This is a genomic window from Limnospira platensis NIES-39, from assembly GCF_026000695.1.
Taxonomy (GTDB): domain Bacteria; phylum Cyanobacteriota; class Cyanobacteriia; order Cyanobacteriales; family Microcoleaceae; genus Limnospira; species Limnospira platensis.
Genome location: NZ_AP026945.1, coordinates 3331499 through 3348216, shown reverse-complemented (window position 1 = coordinate 3348216; position 16718 = coordinate 3331499). Strand labels below are relative to the sequence as shown.

The window sequence follows — 16718 nt, the reverse complement described above, 5'->3', positions numbered from 1 at the left end:
ATGGATGGTTAATATTAGAACTAAATTACCATTTTGGTGAGCAAAGGAGCGGCGCTGAGAAGGGTTTGGGTGTAGGGATGCTGAGGATGTTTAAAAATCTGCTCAGTGTTTCCTATTTCGACAATTTTACCAGCGTTCATAACGGCAATGCGATCGCACAAAAATCTAGCGACCCATAAATCATGGGTAATAAATAAATAGGTGAGATTAAAGTCTCGCTTGAGTTCCAACATTAACTGTAATACTTGAGCCTGAACACTAGCATCAAGCATACTAACAGGCTCATCACAGATTACCAGTTTCGGGCGAGTAATTAAAGCACGAGCAATGGCTACCCGTTGCTGTTGTCCTCCTGACAGTTGTTTAGGATAGCGGTTATAAAACTCCTCTACGGGAGTCAAACCCACGCGATCGAGCATTTCTAATACCCAGCGTTTGGCTTGGGGTGGTTTTGCCATTTTATGAATTAACAGTGGGTCAGCAATAGCTCGACCAATGGTCATCATGGGATTTAAACAAGCATTAGGATCTTGAAATATCATTTGGATATCGCGACGCTGTGAGCGCACTTGTCGCACTGACATAGCGGTTAAATCTTGACCCTCAAATTTGACTGTACCAGCGGTGGCGCGAACTAACTGTAAAATGGTACGCGAGAGGGTACTTTTACCGCAGCCGGACTCTCCAACTAAACCGAAAATTTCACCAGGAGACAACTCGAAACTCACGCCATCAACGGCTTTGATTAATTGCTTGTTTTTAGTGAATATTTGTTCAATAATGCCGGATTCTAAACTATAATGCTGTTGGAGATTTTCAATTTGCAGAAGTGGCTGTGATGGGTTAGTCTGTGTCTGTTGTTCGGGAGTATTGGGTTCTGGTGGCTGTTGAGAAGTTCCATGAACGTGGAGAGCAGATTCTAGGAGCGATCGCGTATATTGATGTTGGGGGTATTGTAGAACGGTGCGGCTATCTCCGACTTCGACAATTTTACCTTGATACATAACCGCAATGCGATCGCAATACTCTCCCACCATGGCTAAATCATGGGAAATTAATAGGATAGCGGTTCCGCGTTCACGACATAACCGGGTGAGTTCCTGTAAAATCTGTGCTGATACTGTGACATCTAAACTGGTGGTAGGTTCATCAGCTACAATTAACTTTGGGTTTAACAATAGGGCTAATGCGATCGCCACCCGTTGACGCATTCCGCCACTAAACTCATGGGGATATTGAGACCAGCGTTGGGGTTGAATTTGGACAGCTTCCAAAGTAGCGATCGCCCTTTCTTTCGCCTGAGACCGGGACAATTCTAGTTCATGAGCCTTTAAAGTTTCAATACAATGTTCCCCAATAGTCATCAACGGATCAAGGCGGGTCATGGGGTCTTGAAACACTAAGGCGATCGCCTCCCCCCGAAACTGTCGCAATTCCTTGTCGTTAAGGTCAAAAACCGATTGTCCGCCAAATGTGACTTGACCTTGAATAAGACTCGACTCTGGAAGTAAGCGCATAGCAGCGCGTCCCAAAGTAGACTTACCGCAGCCAGACTCACCGACAAGTCCCAAACGTTCCCCCGGTTTGAGGGTTAGGGAAACATCATCTACGACCCAAGAGGGTGATTTATTCTGACTGGGATAAGCTACTCGCAGGTTTTCGATGGTAAACATGAAATTAAAGTTCCGAAGTTAGCCAGAAGCTGCCACCATAGGACAAGTTGTTATATCATATCAACTCTGCTGAAATAGTTATCAATTATCTGGTTACGGGGAGGCGATCGTCAGCCTTCACCTCGTAGGGTGCGTCAGAGCCGGTAAATAGAGATACTACCCGGAGCATCGACAACTGACGCACCTGGTCACCCCACAATAGAGAACCGACCTCGTAGGGTGCGTCAGAGCCGGTAAATAGAGATACTACCCGGAGCATCGACAACTGACGCACCTGGTCACCCCACAATAGAGAACCGACCTCGTAGGGTGCGTCAGAGCCGGTAAATAGAGATACTACCCGGAGCATCGACAACTGACGCACCTGGTCACCCCACAATAGAGAACCGACCTCGTAGGGTGCGTCAGAGCCGGTAAATAGAGATACTACCCGGAGCATCGACAACTGACGCACCTGGTCACCCCACAATAGAGAACCGACCTCGTAGGGTGCGTCAGACCCGGTAAATAGAGATACTACCCGGAGCATCGACAACTGACGCACCTGGTCACCCCACAATAGAGAACCGACCTCGTAGGGTGCGTCAGAGCCGGTAAATAGAGATACTACCCGGAGCATCGACAACTGACGCACCTGGTCACCCCACAATAGAGAACCGACCTCGTAGGGTGCGTCAGAGCCGGTAAATAGCAATACTACCCGGAGCATCGACAACTGACGCACCTGGTCACCCCACAATAGAGAACCGACCTCGTAGGGTGCGTCAGAGCCGGTAAATAGGGATACTACCCGGAGCATCGACAACTGACGCACCTGGTCACCCCACAATAGAGAACCGACCTCGTAGGGTGCGTCAGAGCCGGTAAATAGAGATACTACCCGGAGCATCGACAACTGACGCACCTGGTCACCCCACAATAGAGAACCGACCTCGTAGGGTGCGTCAGAGCCGGTAAATAGCAATACTACCCGGAGCATCGACAACTGACGCACCTGGTCACCCCACAATAGAGAACCGACCTCGTAGGGTGCGTCAGAGCCGGTAAATAGCAATACTACCCGGAGCATCGACAACTGACGCACCTGGTCACCCCACAATAGAGAACCGACCTCGTAGGGTGCGTCAGAGCCGGTAAATAGGGATACTACCCGGAGCATCGACAACTGACGCACCTGGTCACCCCACAATAGAGAACCGACCTCGTAGGGTGCGTCAGAGCCGGTAAATAGCAATACTACCCGGAGCATCGACAACTGACGCACCTGGTCACCCCACAATAGAGAACCGACCTCGTAGGGTGCGTCAGAGCCGGTAAATAGCAATACTACCCGGAGCATCGACAACTGACGCACCTGGTCACCCCACAATAGAGAACCGACCTCGTAGGGTGCGTCAGAGCCGGTAAATAGGGATACTACCCGGAGCATCGACAACTGACGCACCTGGTCAATAGCTGAATTTTTGTCCCAGGCTGTTGTCTATGAGCCATGTTTATCATCTGGGCGGTAATAGTTGATTTATCGTGAGCAACCGGTTGCTATAATTTTCGTTTTAGCCTTTAAGGGTAGAAAAGGTTGGTCAAACCTCCATACAAAAATTTTTTCACCCCCAACATCTTTGAGGCGACATATATAGTGATCATCTAATCATTTTTCAACATTCGCAGTTGAAACTTTTAGGTCATGCAGGTAGATTTTAGTCTTGAGATAAATTGGCTATTAGTGTGTAAATTCGGCATAAACCAAGGAACCTAAGACGCATCTGTAATTGAGATGCTATCTAAGTCCATTGATTCTCAACCAGCTTTTTTGTCTGAATAAGACCGGGAGGTGATATCTGGAGAGGTTCCGAACTTTTCAAGCCAATCAAAAATCCGGTCAAGCTGTTCTAGGGTGACTAGCCCGTATTGCCATAAAATCATGGGAAGTTGACCTGATTCTTGCTCAGGATGTCGGAGGGCCATGGCGATGGAAGAGGCAGGGATCGCTAATTCCCAACGTAAAAATTGAATTAACTGGGCTTGCTTGGTTGAGATCATCATTTTTTTCCTGCATGAACGTAAAAAAGTTGGGAACTGTTGGATGTCGGATTAGATAACTAAGTCGGGTCTGAATTCCTATAGTATCTATATTATCTTCTATCTAACTAAGTTCAGTGATATATTACACCCGAACATTGTGATTTCTTTGTGAAATTTAAGTGATCTGGGTCACTAATTATGTTTGAGCTGTATAGGTGCCGGGGGAGTTAATTGGGCAGACGGAACTTTTTTTTGGGGGAAAATTTATCATAGCCGTTACCAGAGCTATTCTGGTGAAAATCTAATGTTTTTTTAACAAAAGCAATGAAGCGGGTTTGGATCACAAAATCATCAAACCATAATCTAAAAAGGAATGGGACTGGCGGTTCTGTGTAGTGGGTGTTCCCGGACTCCTGATCCTGCTAGACTGGATGTAAGTTAGACGGATATTGATTCATATTCATGCTCAACACACTAAACCTGGAGCTTTCGCTAGATAAAGAAAGCTATAAGACTCAGACGGAAGGACTGATGCGGGAGCTGCGATCGCTACAGCAAATCTGCTGGGAAAAAAAACTACCTGTGATTATCGTCCTGGAGGGTTGGGCGGCGGCGGGTAAGGGTTCTCTAGTCAAAAAAATGGTTAGCTATATGGACCCTCGTGGGTTCAAAGTGATTCCGGTGTGGCCCCCGACCGAACAGGAGCGGTTGTATCCATTCATGTGGAGATTTTGGCAAGAGTTCCCAGGTTATGGGAAAATCGGGATTTTTTACCACAGTTGGTATACCCATGTTCTGGAAGATCGTCTATTTGAGAGACTGCCATCTGCTAATGTAGCGATGGCAATGCGTCAAATTAATGCTTTTGAGCGTCAAATGATTGACGATGGGGCGGCGATCGCCAAATTTTGGATTCACTTGAGCAAAAAAGAACTCAAGCGTCGCCTAAAAAAAGCCACCAACGATGAACTAGAAGCATGGCGGGTGCGTCCCGAAGACTGGGAGCAGGCGAAAAACTATGATACTTATAGTTCCTATGCCGAAGAGATGGTAATTCACACTAGCACCGGCGTAGTTCCCTGGACCTTAGTAGAAGGGGATGATAAACGGTGGTGTAGGGTCAAGGTACTATCTAAAATGGTGTCTACCATCAAAGAGACCCTAGGGCGGCTGGAAGTGCAACCGCCGCCTATTTTTACTCCTCCCCAAGAACACCTAGAACCTACCGATCCGCAACCCCTGGCTGCTGTGGATCTGAGTTTGTCCTTGTCAGAGGATGACTATAAGGAACAGTTGCGGGAACAACAGGTTCGCTTAGGTAAGATGCAGCAAATGATTTTTGAAAAGCAAATCCCGGTTTTAGCCATATTTGAGGGATGGGACGCGGCGGGAAAAGGGGGAGCGATTAAGCGTTTAACCGATATTCTTGATCCGCGCAGCTATGAAGTGCATCCTTTTGCTGCTCCCACTGATGAAGAAAAGGTACATCATTATCTGTGGCGGTTCTGGCGTAAACTCCCGCCGGCCGGAAAAATTGGTGTTTTTGACCGCAGTTGGTATGGTCGGGTCTTAGTCGAACGAATTGAGGGATTTGCTTCCGAAAGACAATGGCGACGCGCCTATCGAGAAATTAATGAGTTTGAGGAACAACTGACTACGGCGGGTTATATTTTGCTGAAGTTTTGGTTACATATTGACCCGGATACCCAACTTGAAAGGTTTACTGAACGCGAGAATAATCCGTTTAAGCAATATAAACTCACAGATGAGGACTGGCGGAACCGGGAAAAATGGTCTTGTTATGAGGTAGCCGTCAACCAAATGGTGCATCGGACTAATACCCCTAGGGCTCCTTGGACTTTGGTTTCCGGTAATGATAAGTTTTATGCGCGGGTGCAGGTGGCGCAAACGGTGGCTGATGCGATCGCTCAAACTGTATAGTTAGTAGGCAATTTGGCGAAACTATTGCCAAGGGAGCCCATTTTTAGTATAAACTTGAGCCGTATGCTATTTGTTAGTTATACGGCTCTCGTTTTCCTCAGTCCCTAAAGCACTCAGTGATATTTGATTTGGGGTAGATCAGGAAAAATCAAGGGGTGATATGATGTGGGATTCTCCACCGTCAACCATGAAGGGAAAAAATGATGTTTGTATTACTCACCCAAGTTCTGGTTTTACTGCTACTGATTACCATTTCTTTTAGAATTTGGAAACTGTTAGCAGGCAAAGAAAATAGCTTAGTTAGTCGGCTGTTTTTTTTACTAACTCTCACTTTACTTATAGTCACTTTTATCGCTCCTGATAGCCAGGTTGGTAGATCTGTTATTCAGCTTTTAGCGATTTTTCTAAGGCCCCTGGGTTTATCAATTTTACTATTAACCATTGCTTCGGCTTTGATTACCAATGGCGGGATTAAAAATCCGGCTCCTAATTTAATTTTAACTGCATTATTAATTCTGATTTTATCGAGTACCCCCGTTTTAGCTCAATGGTTGGCTTTGCAAGTGGAAAGGGTGGCTGTGCAAACAGTTCAAACTGATTTATGTTGTGGGGAAAGAGCCGGGGCAATTGTTTTGTTAGGACGGGGGACAACACAGCCTAAATTGCCCTACAGAACTCAGATTCAACTCACGGCTACAGGCGATCGCATTCCCTATACCGCAGAACTTTATCGGGAACGTTTAGCTCGTTTGGTGATTATCGCAGCAGGCGATCGCCATGAGTTAATTCATCCCACTAATGAAGCCAAAGATATTCAACAGTTATTGATTTATATGGGAGTTTTGCCTCGTGATATTCTTCTGGCAACTGAAAGCCATACAATCCGGGAAGAAGCCCTAGAAGTCAAAGACATCATGGAGAAAAGGCGGTTAGGAAGAACTATAATTTTAGTGACTTCAGCCTTAGAAATGCGGCGCGCCGCCCTCGCATTTACTCAAGTGGGTTTAAAAGTAATTCCGGCTCCCACTAATTTTTCGACTTTTATTCCCTATGGCAAACGTAAAGATAGGGTTTCTTTCCAAGATTTCGCCCCTAATGCTGATGCTTTGGTTCTCAGTACCCGTGTCGTTGATGAATATCTCGCTACTTTTTATTACTTTCTACGGGGGTGGATGGCTCCTAGTTTATAAGTCTGTTGACACTCCATCGGGCTAAAGCCACGAGGATTCTTTAGAGGAGATAACCAACAAATGTTAGTCATTGCTCGTAACGGTAGTGCCTAATATGTAATGATAGAGGTGTAAGTGCGATACGTTCAGGCATGAAATAGGGCTGCAATGCCGGAAATAACCGCCTGGTGGGGATTTCAACCCCTTGGTTGAATATAAGAAGCTCGCTTATGACCATCCCTACAACTGTTTATATGTCCCAAAGTTTTGTATAGAAATATACAAAACAAGGCAGGGAACTCAAAGTCAAAACGCAAAATCGGAAATCTTAATGACTCCTTAACAATTGCGTAAAGAGTAACGGCGATGTGCGAGACGTTTAGGAGTGAAATAGGGCTGCAATGCCTGAAATCATCTCCTAGTGGGACTTCTACCCCTTGGTAGAATATAAGGTGAGCGTACCTGACCATCCCATAACTATCTATGTGTTCCAATTATCTGGGCTAAATTGGATTTAGAATCAGATAAAGGCCAAGAGACTCAAGGTCAAGGCTGAACGCTGGTGTTATGTACAGCAGGAAGTTGAGAGTAACGGCGATGTGCGAGACGTTTAGGAGTGAAATAGGGCTGCAATGCCTGAAATCATCTCCTAGTGGGACTTCTACCCCTTGGTAGAATATAAGGTGAGCGTACCTGACCATCCCATAACTATCTATGTGTTCCAATTATCTGGGCTAAATTGGATTTAGAATCAGATAAAGGCCAAGAGACTCAAGGTCAAGGCTGAACGCTGGTGTTATGTACAGCAGGAAGTTGAGAGTAACGGCGGTAGCCACCCCCAGTTTCAAGGTTCACACCCGTCAGACTGAAGCGGGGAACGGAAGGCGTGAAGTAGAACCTACTACCAGAGGCGACCACTGCCAACCATCCATGATTAGGGAAACCGAATGTCCGGCTTGAACCATCGTAATACTCTAGTAGCGAAATAGGTTGATACGCTGCGCTCAAAAGAGTACGGGGAAAAGAAGGGGTATATCACCACCACCTTCACAGACCTTTAAAGTACCCCGGTGGATAGGACGAATCTAAAGATGGAATGCCCCCATAGATGGAACGTTTAAACCCCTCATTGGCTCTGCCTCACGGCAGAGCGTGAAAAGTGTAAGCGTATGCCTTTAAGGGGAAGGGATGTGACTGAAAGCTAATGCCTAACTGTAATGGTTAGGATATGCCCACTAGTCACGGTGTGGATATAGATACTGCGATAAGTAGGAGTTTAATGGCAGCGAGTTTAAAGACTAACGCAGGCATATAGCTTTGAAAGTTGAAGTACGAAAGCAGGGGGTTGTAACCCTGTTCCTAATGACAAAGGGGTATCCACATCAGGAGCCGTATGAGGTGAAAGTCTCAAGTACGGTTTGGAAGTGGAGTTGGGGAAGGTGACTTCCCTTTCGACCATAACAGCCACCCCCAGTTTCAAGATTCACACCCGTCAGACTGAAGCGGGGAACGGAAGGCGTGAAGTAGAACCTACTACCAGAGGCGACCACTGCCAACCATCCATGATTAGGGAAACCGAATGTCTGGCTTGAACCATCGTAAATATTAAGTAGCGAAATAGGTTGATACGCTGCGCTCAAAAGGGCAAGGGGAAAAGTAGGAGCCTTTACACACTACCTACACAGACTTTTAAAAGTACCCTGGTGGATAGGACAAATCTAAAGATGGAATGCCCATATAAACGGAACGTTTTAAGTCCTTCTGGACTCTGATTATCTGGTCGAGATGTCAGTAGGGATAAGTGTAACCGCAAGTCCTAGAGGATGTGAGATGTGACCAGAAGCCAACGCCCGACTGTAATGGTAGGGATATGCTGACAGGTTACGGTTTGATTGCCAAGAATAGAGCCAAGTAGGAGCTTATATGGCGCAGGCGAGTTTAAAGAAAGGTTTTGGCAAAACCAAACCAATCAAGACTACGAAAAACCCATGGAAGGCTATCCCATGGGCGAAAGTTCAACGGAAAGTTTTCCAACTCCAAAAGAGGATATTTCAAGCAGCTAAATCGGGACAAGATGCAAAGGTTAGAAGGTGGCAACGTCTACTGGTGAAATCATATTATGCCCGACTCTTAGCAGTGCGGCTGTAGGGGCGGGTTCCACGGTCAGCCATGCTTCCCAACAGTCAGCTTAATAAACCCGCCCCCCAAGCGGGTCAAGGCAAAAAGACAGCCGGTGTCGATGGAAGGATAGTAATATCTCCAAAACAAAGGTTTGAATTAGCTGAGAGCATTAAAGGAAAACTCAAAGTAAAAGCACTTAGGAGAGTATGGATACCAAAACCTGGTAGGGATGAAAAAAGCTGGAATAGGCATTCCTACAATCCAAGATAGAGCAAGGCAAGCCTTGGTTAAATCGGCTCTCGAACCTGAATGGGAATCGAGATTTGAAGGCACAAGCTATGGGTTCCGTCCCGGACGGTCAGCCCAAGATGCAATAGCACGAATCTATCTATGTATTAAGCATAGTAGTTATTATGTGTTGGACGCAGGTGCGAGACGTTCGGGTATGAAATAGGGCTGAAATGCCCGAAATAACTACCCGGTGAGGATTCCAGCTCCGAATCTGGATATAAGGAGACCTCTCCTGAGCATCCTCATAACTGATTATATGTCCCGACGCTTAGGTAACTAAGCAAGGCAGGGAACTCAAGGTCATAAACGAACTGAGAAATCAGGGAGTAGAGAGTAACGGCGATAGCCACCCCCAGTTTTGGAAATCATAACTCCAGGATAGAAGCGGGGAACGGAAGGCGTGAGGTAGAACCTACTACCAAGACGCGACCACTGCCAACCATCTATGATTAGGAAGACCGAATGTCCGACTTGAACCATCGTAAAGCACGAGCAGCGAAATAGGTTGACACGCTGCGCCCAAAAGGGCAAGGGGAAAAGTGGGGGATTCTGCATTCTACCCACACAGACCTTTAGAAGTACCCCGGTCGATAGGACAAATCTAACGATGGAATGCCCATATAATCGGAACGTTGTAACCCCTCTAATGCTCTGCCCATAAACAAGTGAGTAATGCAATTCACAAGGCAGTAGTGAAAAATGTAAGCGCATGCTTAGAGGGCTAAGGATGTGACCAGAAGCTAAAGCCCAATTGTCATGGTTGGGATATGCCCAATTGTCACGGTGTGGATATAGATACTGCGGTCAGTAAGAGTATAATGGCGAGGACGAGTTTAAAGGCTACGTGCTGCATATAGCTCTGAACATCGAAGTAAAAAGCAGGTCTGTTGATTCTGCTCCTTTGACAAAACAGGGTATCCACACCAGGAGCCGTATGAAGGGAAACTTTCACGTATGGTTCTGAATGGGAGGGGATGGTGGTGACTCCATTCTCGACCCCTAACATATAGCGTGCGAAACGTTTAGGAGTCAAATAGGGCTGCAATGGCTGAAACAACCTCCTAGTGGGACTTCCACTCCTTGGTGGAATATAAGGGATTCGCACCCCTGACCATCCCATAACTATCTATGTGTCTCAACATCTGGCTTCGACAACCAGATAAGGCAGAGAGACTCAAGGTCAAGACTGAGCGAAAAAAAGAGGGGAGTTGTGTTATGGTCGAAAGAGAAGTCACCTTCCCCAACTCCAATTCCAAACCGTGCTTGCGAGTTTCCCTGCACACGGCTCCTGATGTAGATACCCTATTGTCAGTAGGAACAGGGCTACAACCCCCCGCTTTGTAACCTCAACTTTGGGAGCTAAATACAACACGTAGTCTTTAAACTCGCTTTCGTCATAAAAACTCTTACTTGTCGCGGTCTCTATATCCACACCGTGACTAGTGGGCATATCCTAACCATTACAGTTAGGCATTGGCTTTCAGTCACATCCTTTCCCCTTAAAGGTATACGCTTACACTTTTCACTACTGTGCAGGTACATCCTGCCACTTGAGAGCCTAAAAGGGGTTTAAACGTTCCGTTTATACGGGCATTCCATCTTTAGACTTGTCCTATCCACCGGGGTACACTTTAAAGGTCTGTGTAGGTAGTGAGTTGAGACTCCTACTTTTCCCCTTACTCTTTTGAGCGCAGCGTGTCAACCTATTTCGCTACTTACTCATTACGATGGTTCAAGTCGGAACATTCAAATTTCCTTAGTCATGGATGGTTGGCAGTGGTCGCATATGGTAGTAGGTTCTACTTCACGCCTTCCGTTCCCCGCTTCAATCTGACGGGTTATGATTCCTCAAACTGGGGGTGGCTACCGCCGTTACTCTCAACTTCGCGCTATAATAGGAGGCTCACAACTTCCTCTGTTCTAACGTTCTGTCTTGACCCTGAGTTCCCTGCCTTGCTTAGATTTCTCCAAGCGTCGGGACATATAAACAGTTATGGGATGGTCTAGGGATAAGAATGAGAGTGCGTCTCCCTATATTTCACCAAGGGGTGAAAGTCCCACTAAGAGGTTATTTCGGGCATTGCAGCCCTATTTCACTCCTAAACGTTTCGCACGAACCCCTTGAGTATAACGTAAGGTTGAGAGTAACGGCGGTAGCCACCCCCAATTTGAGGATTCACACTCAACGGGTTGAAGCGGGGAACGGAAGGCATAATAGAGGAACCTACCTCTCACTCGACCACTGCCAACCATCCATGATTAGGGAAACCGAATGTCCGGCTTGAACCATTGTAATGCGTCAGTAGCGAAATAGGTTGATACGCTGCGCTCAAAAGGGCGAGGGGAAAAGTAGGAGGCTGTTATAACTACCTACACAGACCTTTAAAAGTACCCCGGTGGATAGGACAAATCTAAAGATGGAATGCCCGCATAGATGGAACGTTTAAACCCCTCATTGGCTCTGCTAATAAATAAGTGAGTGTGCGAGATGTTTAGGAATGAAATAGGGCTGAGATGCTCGAAATAACCTCCTAGTGGGGACTTCAACCCCTTGGTTGAATACAAGAAACTCGTATCTCGTTTCTGAGCATCCCCATAACTGTTTATATGTCCCGACGTTTGGGGGAATCCAAACAAGGCAGGGAACTCAAGGTCAAGACTGAACGCTGGTGTTATGTACAGCAGGAAGTTGAGAGTAAAGGCGATAGCCACCCCCAGTTTCAGGACTCACAACCCGTCAGATTGAAGCGGGGAACGGAAGGCGTGAGGGAAACCTGTTCCCAATAACCCGACCACTGCCAATCATCTATGATTAGGGAAACCGAATGTCCGGCTTGAACCATCGTCAATTTATAGTAGCGAAACAGGTTGAAACGCTGCGCTCAAAAGAGCAAGGGGAAAAGTAGGAGTTTACTTACACTACCTACACAGACCTTGAAAATACCCCGGTGGATAGGACAAATCTAAAGATGGAATGCCCATATAAACGGAACGTTTAAACCCCTCTTAGGCTCTGCTAATAAACAAGTGAGCAATACTACTCACAAGCAGTAGCGATAAGTGTAAGCGTAAGCCTTTAAGGGGAAAGGATGTGACTGAAAGCCAATGCCTAACTGTAATGGTTAGGATATGCCCACTAGTCACGGTGTGGATATAGAGACCGCGACAACTAAGAGTGTTTATGACCAGAGCGAGTTAATGACTACGTGGTTGTATATAGCTCCGAAAGTTGAGGTCATAAAGCAGGGGGTTGTAGCCCTGTTCCCAATGACAAAGGGGTATCCACATCAGGAGCCGTATGAGGTGAAAGTCTCAAGTACGGTTTGGAATTGGAGTTGGGGAAGGCGACTTCCCTTTCGACCATAACAAAACCGACTCGGGTTCAATTTCCATACCTGCCCGCCCAACTTGTACATCTACCCACACCGTCAAAAATGGACGGATTCACAACGGCAAACAACGGTTCAAGTGTCGTGATTGTGGACGACAGTTTGTTGAACACCCCCACCCAAAAGGTGATTGACCAAGAAACACGGTCTCTGATTGACCGTTTGCAGCTCGAGAGAATTCCTCTTGCCGGAATAGCACGGGCGGTCCAAGTGTCTGAGCCCTGGCTGCCAAACTACGTCAATCAGAAATATGCCTCTGTGCCCCGCCAAGTCCAGGTGAGGCGCAAAAAAAAGGGGAGGTTAACGATATCAATGTGATGAATTGTGGTCTTTTCGTACCCTGAGGAAACAAACAGTGGATTTGGTTAGCTCTCGACGTAAAAATCCGTGAGATTGTCGGTGTTTACATTGGTGCACGGGATGAAGCCGCAGCCCGCCAATTGTGGGAGTCATTGCCTCCATATCGCCAATGTGCGGTGGCTTATACCGATTTCTGGGGAGCCTATGAGGCTGTTCTACCGAGTAAACGTCATCAAGGGGTTGGGAAGGATACAGGTTTGACCAGCTACATCGAAAGGTTTAACAATACCTTGAGACAACGAGTGTCTCGCTTAGTACCCAAGACCTTGTCCTTTTCCAAGTGTTTGCAGAATCACATTGGTGGCATTTGGTATTTTATCCATCACTACAACGCATCATTACCTCTTTAGTACTACCATGAATACCTCGACCAGATACCCAGAGCCTTAGAGGGGTTAAAACGTTCTGTTTATATGGGCATTCCATCTTTAGATTTTTCCTATCCACCGCGGTACTTTTAAAGGTCTATGTAGGTGCCTCATCCAAACCCCTACTTTTCCCCTTGCCCTTTTGGGCGTAGCGTTTCAACCTATTTCGCTACCTGCTCATTGCGATGGTTCAAGTCAGACATTCAGATTTCCTTAATCATGGATGGTTGGCAGTGGTCGCGTCTTGATAGTAGGTTTGATCTCACGCCTTCCGTTCCCCGCTTTAGTCCTAGAGTTATGAGTTCTCAAACCGGGGGTGGCTATCGCCGTTACCCTCAACGTTTGTTACAAAACTGTTAAGAATTGTAACAACGTATGTTGACCCTGGGTTCCTTGCCTGGTTTTGGTATCAAAATGATACAAAAAGTCGGGACATATAAACAGTTATGAGGTCGCTCAGGGGAGACTCCCTTATATCCAACCAAGGGGCTGGAACCCTCACGCTTGCTGTTATTTCAAGCATTCATTGCAGCTCTATTTGATGCCTAAACGTCTCGCACGGATTACTAGAGCGTACCACAAAGGGAACAAAGTATCTGGGGCGGCGCTCAAGGCTGCCAGGAATGCCACATCCAGAAAGCTGGCTGAGACTTTGTTTAAGGCTCTGTGGGATATGCGATAATCCTACTTTAAAGGTTGGCTTATAAAGGCCCCGCTGATTTGTTGGTCAAGCGGGGCTTTTTACTGTTGAAAGTTAGAGTGTAGGATAGAAAAACAGTTAGAATGGTTAATCAGCTTGTTCCAAGACTTATAGCTAATTTTAGGATTCCGTGACCGAACCAACTTCCACCCCCCCTTTTAAATTCGATCCCGTTGAAGATGCTTTAGCCGACTTGAAAGCCGGACGCTGTATCGTGGTTGTGGACGATGAACACCGGGAAAATGAAGGTGATCTCATCTGTGCGGCTAATTTTGCTACGCCCAACCTGATTAATTTTATGGCGGTGGAAGCCAGAGGATTAATATGTTTAGCCCTAACAGGCGATCGCCTCGACCAACTAGATCTTCCGCTGATGGTGACAAAAAACACCGATAGCAACCAAACCGCCTTCACGGTCAGCATCGACGCTTCCCCCCAAATGGGAGTCAGCACCGGAATTTCCGCCGAAGATCGCGCCCGGACTATTCAAGTGGCGATCCAACCGCAGACTAAACCAGAGGATCTGCGTCGTCCGGGTCATATTTTCCCCCTGCGGGCTAAAGAAGGGGGAGTGCTAGAAAGGGCTGGTCATACAGAAGCAGCCGTAGACCTAGCGCGACTGGCGGGTTTATATCCGGGTGGGGTGATTTGCGAAATTCAAAACCCCGACGGGTCAATGGCGCGACTGCCACAATTGATCGAATATGCTAAAACCCATAATCTCAAGTTGATCAGCATTGCTGACCTAATTAGCTATCGGCTACAGCACGATCGCTTTATTATTCGCGAAGCCGTCGCCAAACTTCCCACCCAATTCGGGGATTTTCTCATTTATGCCTACCGTAACACCCAGGATAATAGCGAGCACGTCGCCCTAGTGAAAGGAGATCCGGCTACATTTGGTGATATTCCCGTCATGGTTAGGGTTCACTCTGAATGTTTAACGGGGGATGCTTTCGGTTCCCTACGCTGCGACTGTAGGATGCAACTACAAACGGCCTTAAAAATGATTAATCATGCTGGGGCTGGGGTGGTAGTTTATCTCAAACAAGAAGGGCGCGGTATTGGTTTAATCAATAAACTTAAAGCCTATTCTCTGCAAGATATGGGGCTTGATACCGTCGAGGCTAACGAACGCCTCGGCTTTCCTCCTGACCTACGCAATTATGGCATGGGGGCGCAAATTCTTAATGATATTGGTGTCCGACAGATCCGCCTAGTCACTAATAATCCTCGTAAAATTGCGGGACTCAAGGGTTATGGTATTGAGATTGTCGATCGCGTCCCATTATTGATTGAGGCGACCGATTATAATTCCGTTTATCTGGCAACCAAGGCACAAAAATTAGGTCATCTTTTACTGCAAACCTATTTGGTCACAGTGGCGGTTAAATGGCATCATTCACCCCAAGCCACCTGGGAAGCCGCAGAGGAAATGGGGGAAACTTTTATCCCTTCTACTATGTCCGTCCTCAAGTCGGCGGCGGAACTTTATTCCTATGGCGATCGCATCGAAAAATTACAGAGTATCGCCCATACTTATGACCTGCTACTTCAGGAAGAAACTCGTCCCGTCGCCGTGGCTTTATTTGGTCAAGCAGACCTAGTTTTTCATCTCGGTCTAGATCAACCATTATTAGCATCACCCGACTGGTATCAATATCCTGACCATCCCTATGTCAATGCTATCCAACAGATACTTGATCATATTGTGGCTTTATCAGATTTGCAACGGTTGGAGTTTCTCATTGCTTCCGGTCATGACCCTTTAACCAGTCTCAAGGGTCAATTAAAACGTCAGGCTTTCCCCTTATCAACCCTTCCCGGTTCCTTATGCGATCGCCTGGAGTTGCAAACAATTTATAGTTTTTCATGGTAAGTAATTCCCTGGTGCTAATTAACTCTAATTCAACATACCTAATGGCATCATAAATTCACCTTAATTACCAATTAACTACCTGGTCTCATCGCCAGGTTTGTTAATTTTTAAAACAAAACCTTGTGCTTGGGCAATATTGAGATATAATGCCCTCCGTTTTTTGATGGGATTACTATCAAGACCAGTTCCCATAATTAGCCTTACTCAGAGACTTTTGGGAATTGGGGCTTGCCGATTTTACCAATTACATATTAAAATGCTGTTTACTAAAAATCTCAGATTTGGGAGCAAAAAATGAGCAATTTAAACCTGTTTTTGGGCGTGCAAAGTACAGCGGGTCAGACTGTTGAGTGGTCTTTTAGCGTGGCAATTATCATGATTTTGTGCAATGTATTTGCCATTGTTATTGGTTATTATGGCATCTCTAAAGAAAATCGTGGCCAAGGTCCTGCCCTTCCCGTTTCCTTGCCCCGCATTTTTACTGGGTTTGGTTTTCCCGAACTCCTCGCCACCGCCAGCTTAGGTCATCTCATCGGTGCAGGTGTCATCCTCGGCTTGGCTAATGCCGGAGTGCTGTAGCAGCCATAGTCACCCTCAAATAAACAGTAATGGGAGCAAAATGCTCCCTAATTTCCTGATGTGATAGCTAGGGTTAATTAGCCGTTAAGTGTCGGTAAATATTATTAAAATTAACCCTTTCCCAACCTTACTTAACTCAAGGAAAGCGATCGCCTAAACATTCACCGCATCTTCCTGTAGCCTTAATTGCTCAATTAACCCTATTGACTCCCCATGGCTTGTGCAG

General features: G+C 46.4%; 15 protein-coding genes and 1 pseudogene. 13 read left to right on the top strand and 3 right to left on the bottom strand.

What is annotated here, in order from left to right:
* Nucleotides 1–20: 20 nt before the first annotated feature.
* The 3 genes from N39L_RS16440 to N39L_RS16430 all read right to left on the bottom strand — a co-directional run bounded on the left by N39L_RS16440 (nt 21) and on the right by N39L_RS16430 (nt 3716).
* The gene (locus N39L_RS16440) at nt 21–1673 is read right to left on the bottom strand and encodes an ABC transporter ATP-binding protein (RefSeq protein ID WP_014275743.1); all 1653 of its coding nucleotides are present in this window, start codon (nt 1671–1673) and stop codon (nt 21–23) included.
* A gap of 85 nt (nt 1674–1758) precedes the next feature.
* A complete protein-coding gene (locus N39L_RS16435; RefSeq protein ID WP_043468343.1) occupies nt 1759–3102 on the bottom strand; it encodes a hypothetical protein in 1344 nt (447 codons plus the stop codon).
* Between the two features lie 368 nt (nt 3103–3470).
* Nucleotides 3471–3716, bottom strand: a complete 246-nt coding sequence (locus tag N39L_RS16430; protein ID WP_006626266.1) for a DUF2949 domain-containing protein — start codon at nt 3714–3716, stop codon at nt 3471–3473.
* 441 nt (nt 3717–4157) lie between these two features.
* On the opposite strand from N39L_RS16430, the gene pap reads away from it, so the two are divergent.
* From pap to psaK, 13 genes and pseudogenes are all read left to right on the top strand, one after another.
* Complete coding sequence (pap, locus tag N39L_RS16425) at nt 4158–5636, top strand: polyphosphate:AMP phosphotransferase (protein WP_006616372.1); 1479 nt, start codon at nt 4158–4160, stop codon at nt 5634–5636.
* 200 nt (nt 5637–5836) lie between these two features.
* Entirely contained in the window at nt 5837–6826 is a 990-nt protein-coding gene (locus N39L_RS16420; protein ID WP_231852223.1) for a YdcF family protein, read from the top strand.
* Nucleotides 6827–7603: 777 nt separating this feature from the next.
* A complete protein-coding gene (locus tag N39L_RS16415) occupies nt 7604–7765 on the top strand; it encodes a hypothetical protein (protein WP_157888710.1) in 162 nt (53 codons plus the stop codon).
* Nucleotides 7766–8244: 479 nt separating this feature from the next.
* Nucleotides 8245–8397, top strand: coding sequence for a hypothetical protein (locus N39L_RS16410; RefSeq protein ID WP_162097032.1), 153 nt, complete (start codon nt 8245–8247; stop codon nt 8395–8397).
* Between the two features lie 331 nt (nt 8398–8728).
* A complete protein-coding gene (locus tag N39L_RS16405) occupies nt 8729–8953 on the top strand; it encodes a reverse transcriptase N-terminal domain-containing protein (protein ID WP_014274745.1) in 225 nt (74 codons plus the stop codon).
* Between the two features lie 21 nt (nt 8954–8974).
* Nucleotides 8975–9196 carry a hypothetical protein gene (locus tag N39L_RS16400; RefSeq protein WP_014275741.1) on the top strand — a complete coding sequence of 74 codons (222 nt, stop codon included), beginning with the start codon at nt 8975–8977 and terminating at the stop codon, nt 9194–9196.
* Nucleotides 9156–9380, top strand: a complete 225-nt coding sequence (locus N39L_RS16395; protein WP_014275740.1) for an RNA-dependent RNA polymerase family protein — start codon at nt 9156–9158, stop codon at nt 9378–9380. Before N39L_RS16400 ends, N39L_RS16395 begins: the two co-directional genes overlap by 41 nt.
* Nucleotides 9381–10345: 965 nt before the next feature.
* Nucleotides 10346–10561, top strand: a complete 216-nt coding sequence (locus N39L_RS16390) for a hypothetical protein (RefSeq protein WP_126277506.1) — start codon at nt 10346–10348, stop codon at nt 10559–10561.
* A gap of 1263 nt (nt 10562–11824) precedes the next feature.
* Nucleotides 11825–12004, top strand: coding sequence for a hypothetical protein (locus tag N39L_RS16385; RefSeq protein ID WP_035737069.1), 180 nt, complete (start codon nt 11825–11827; stop codon nt 12002–12004).
* A 604-nt stretch (nt 12005–12608) separates the two neighbouring features.
* Nucleotides 12609–13316 (top strand): annotated as a pseudogene (locus N39L_RS16380) (IS1 family transposase).
* A gap of 559 nt (nt 13317–13875) precedes the next feature.
* A complete protein-coding gene (locus tag N39L_RS16375; RefSeq protein WP_231852216.1) occupies nt 13876–14016 on the top strand; it encodes a hypothetical protein in 141 nt (46 codons plus the stop codon).
* 148 nt (nt 14017–14164) lie between these two features.
* The gene (gene ribBA / locus N39L_RS16370; protein WP_006618336.1) at nt 14165–15913 is read left to right on the top strand and encodes a bifunctional 3,4-dihydroxy-2-butanone-4-phosphate synthase/GTP cyclohydrolase II; all 1749 of its coding nucleotides are present in this window, start codon (nt 14165–14167) and stop codon (nt 15911–15913) included.
* Between the two features lie 294 nt (nt 15914–16207).
* Nucleotides 16208–16492: a photosystem I reaction center subunit PsaK gene (gene psaK, locus N39L_RS16365; RefSeq protein ID WP_006618335.1), complete on the top strand. Its 285-nt coding sequence runs from the start codon at nt 16208–16210 to the stop codon at nt 16490–16492.
* Nucleotides 16493–16718 lie beyond the last annotated feature (226 nt).

Coding starts and splice junctions, on each gene's coding strand:
- N39L_RS16390 (WP_126277506.1), top strand. CDS start 10,346: ATGTGTCTCAACATCTGGCTTCGACAACCAGATAAGGCAGAGAGACTC.
- N39L_RS16435 (WP_043468343.1), bottom strand. CDS start 3,102: ATGCTCCGGGTAGTATCCCTATTTACCGGCTCTGACGCACCCTACGAG.
- N39L_RS16440 (WP_014275743.1), bottom strand. CDS start 1,673: ATGTTTACCATCGAAAACCTGCGAGTAGCTTATCCCAGTCAGAATAAA.
- N39L_RS16405 (WP_014274745.1), top strand. CDS start 8,729: ATGGCGCAGGCGAGTTTAAAGAAAGGTTTTGGCAAAACCAAACCAATC.
- N39L_RS16375 (WP_231852216.1), top strand. CDS start 13,876: ATGCCTAAACGTCTCGCACGGATTACTAGAGCGTACCACAAAGGGAAC.
- N39L_RS16420 (WP_231852223.1), top strand. CDS start 5,837: ATGATGTTTGTATTACTCACCCAAGTTCTGGTTTTACTGCTACTGATT.
- N39L_RS16430 (WP_006626266.1), bottom strand. CDS start 3,716: ATGATGATCTCAACCAAGCAAGCCCAGTTAATTCAATTTTTACGTTGG.
- N39L_RS16385 (WP_035737069.1), top strand. CDS start 11,825: ATGTCCCGACGTTTGGGGGAATCCAAACAAGGCAGGGAACTCAAGGTC.
- N39L_RS16415 (WP_157888710.1), top strand. CDS start 7,604: ATGTACAGCAGGAAGTTGAGAGTAACGGCGGTAGCCACCCCCAGTTTC.
- N39L_RS16400 (WP_014275741.1), top strand. CDS start 8,975: ATGCTTCCCAACAGTCAGCTTAATAAACCCGCCCCCCAAGCGGGTCAA.
- pap (WP_006616372.1), top strand. CDS start 4,158: ATGCTCAACACACTAAACCTGGAGCTTTCGCTAGATAAAGAAAGCTAT.
- psaK (WP_006618335.1), top strand. CDS start 16,208: ATGAGCAATTTAAACCTGTTTTTGGGCGTGCAAAGTACAGCGGGTCAG.
- N39L_RS16395 (WP_014275740.1), top strand. CDS start 9,156: ATGAAAAAAGCTGGAATAGGCATTCCTACAATCCAAGATAGAGCAAGG.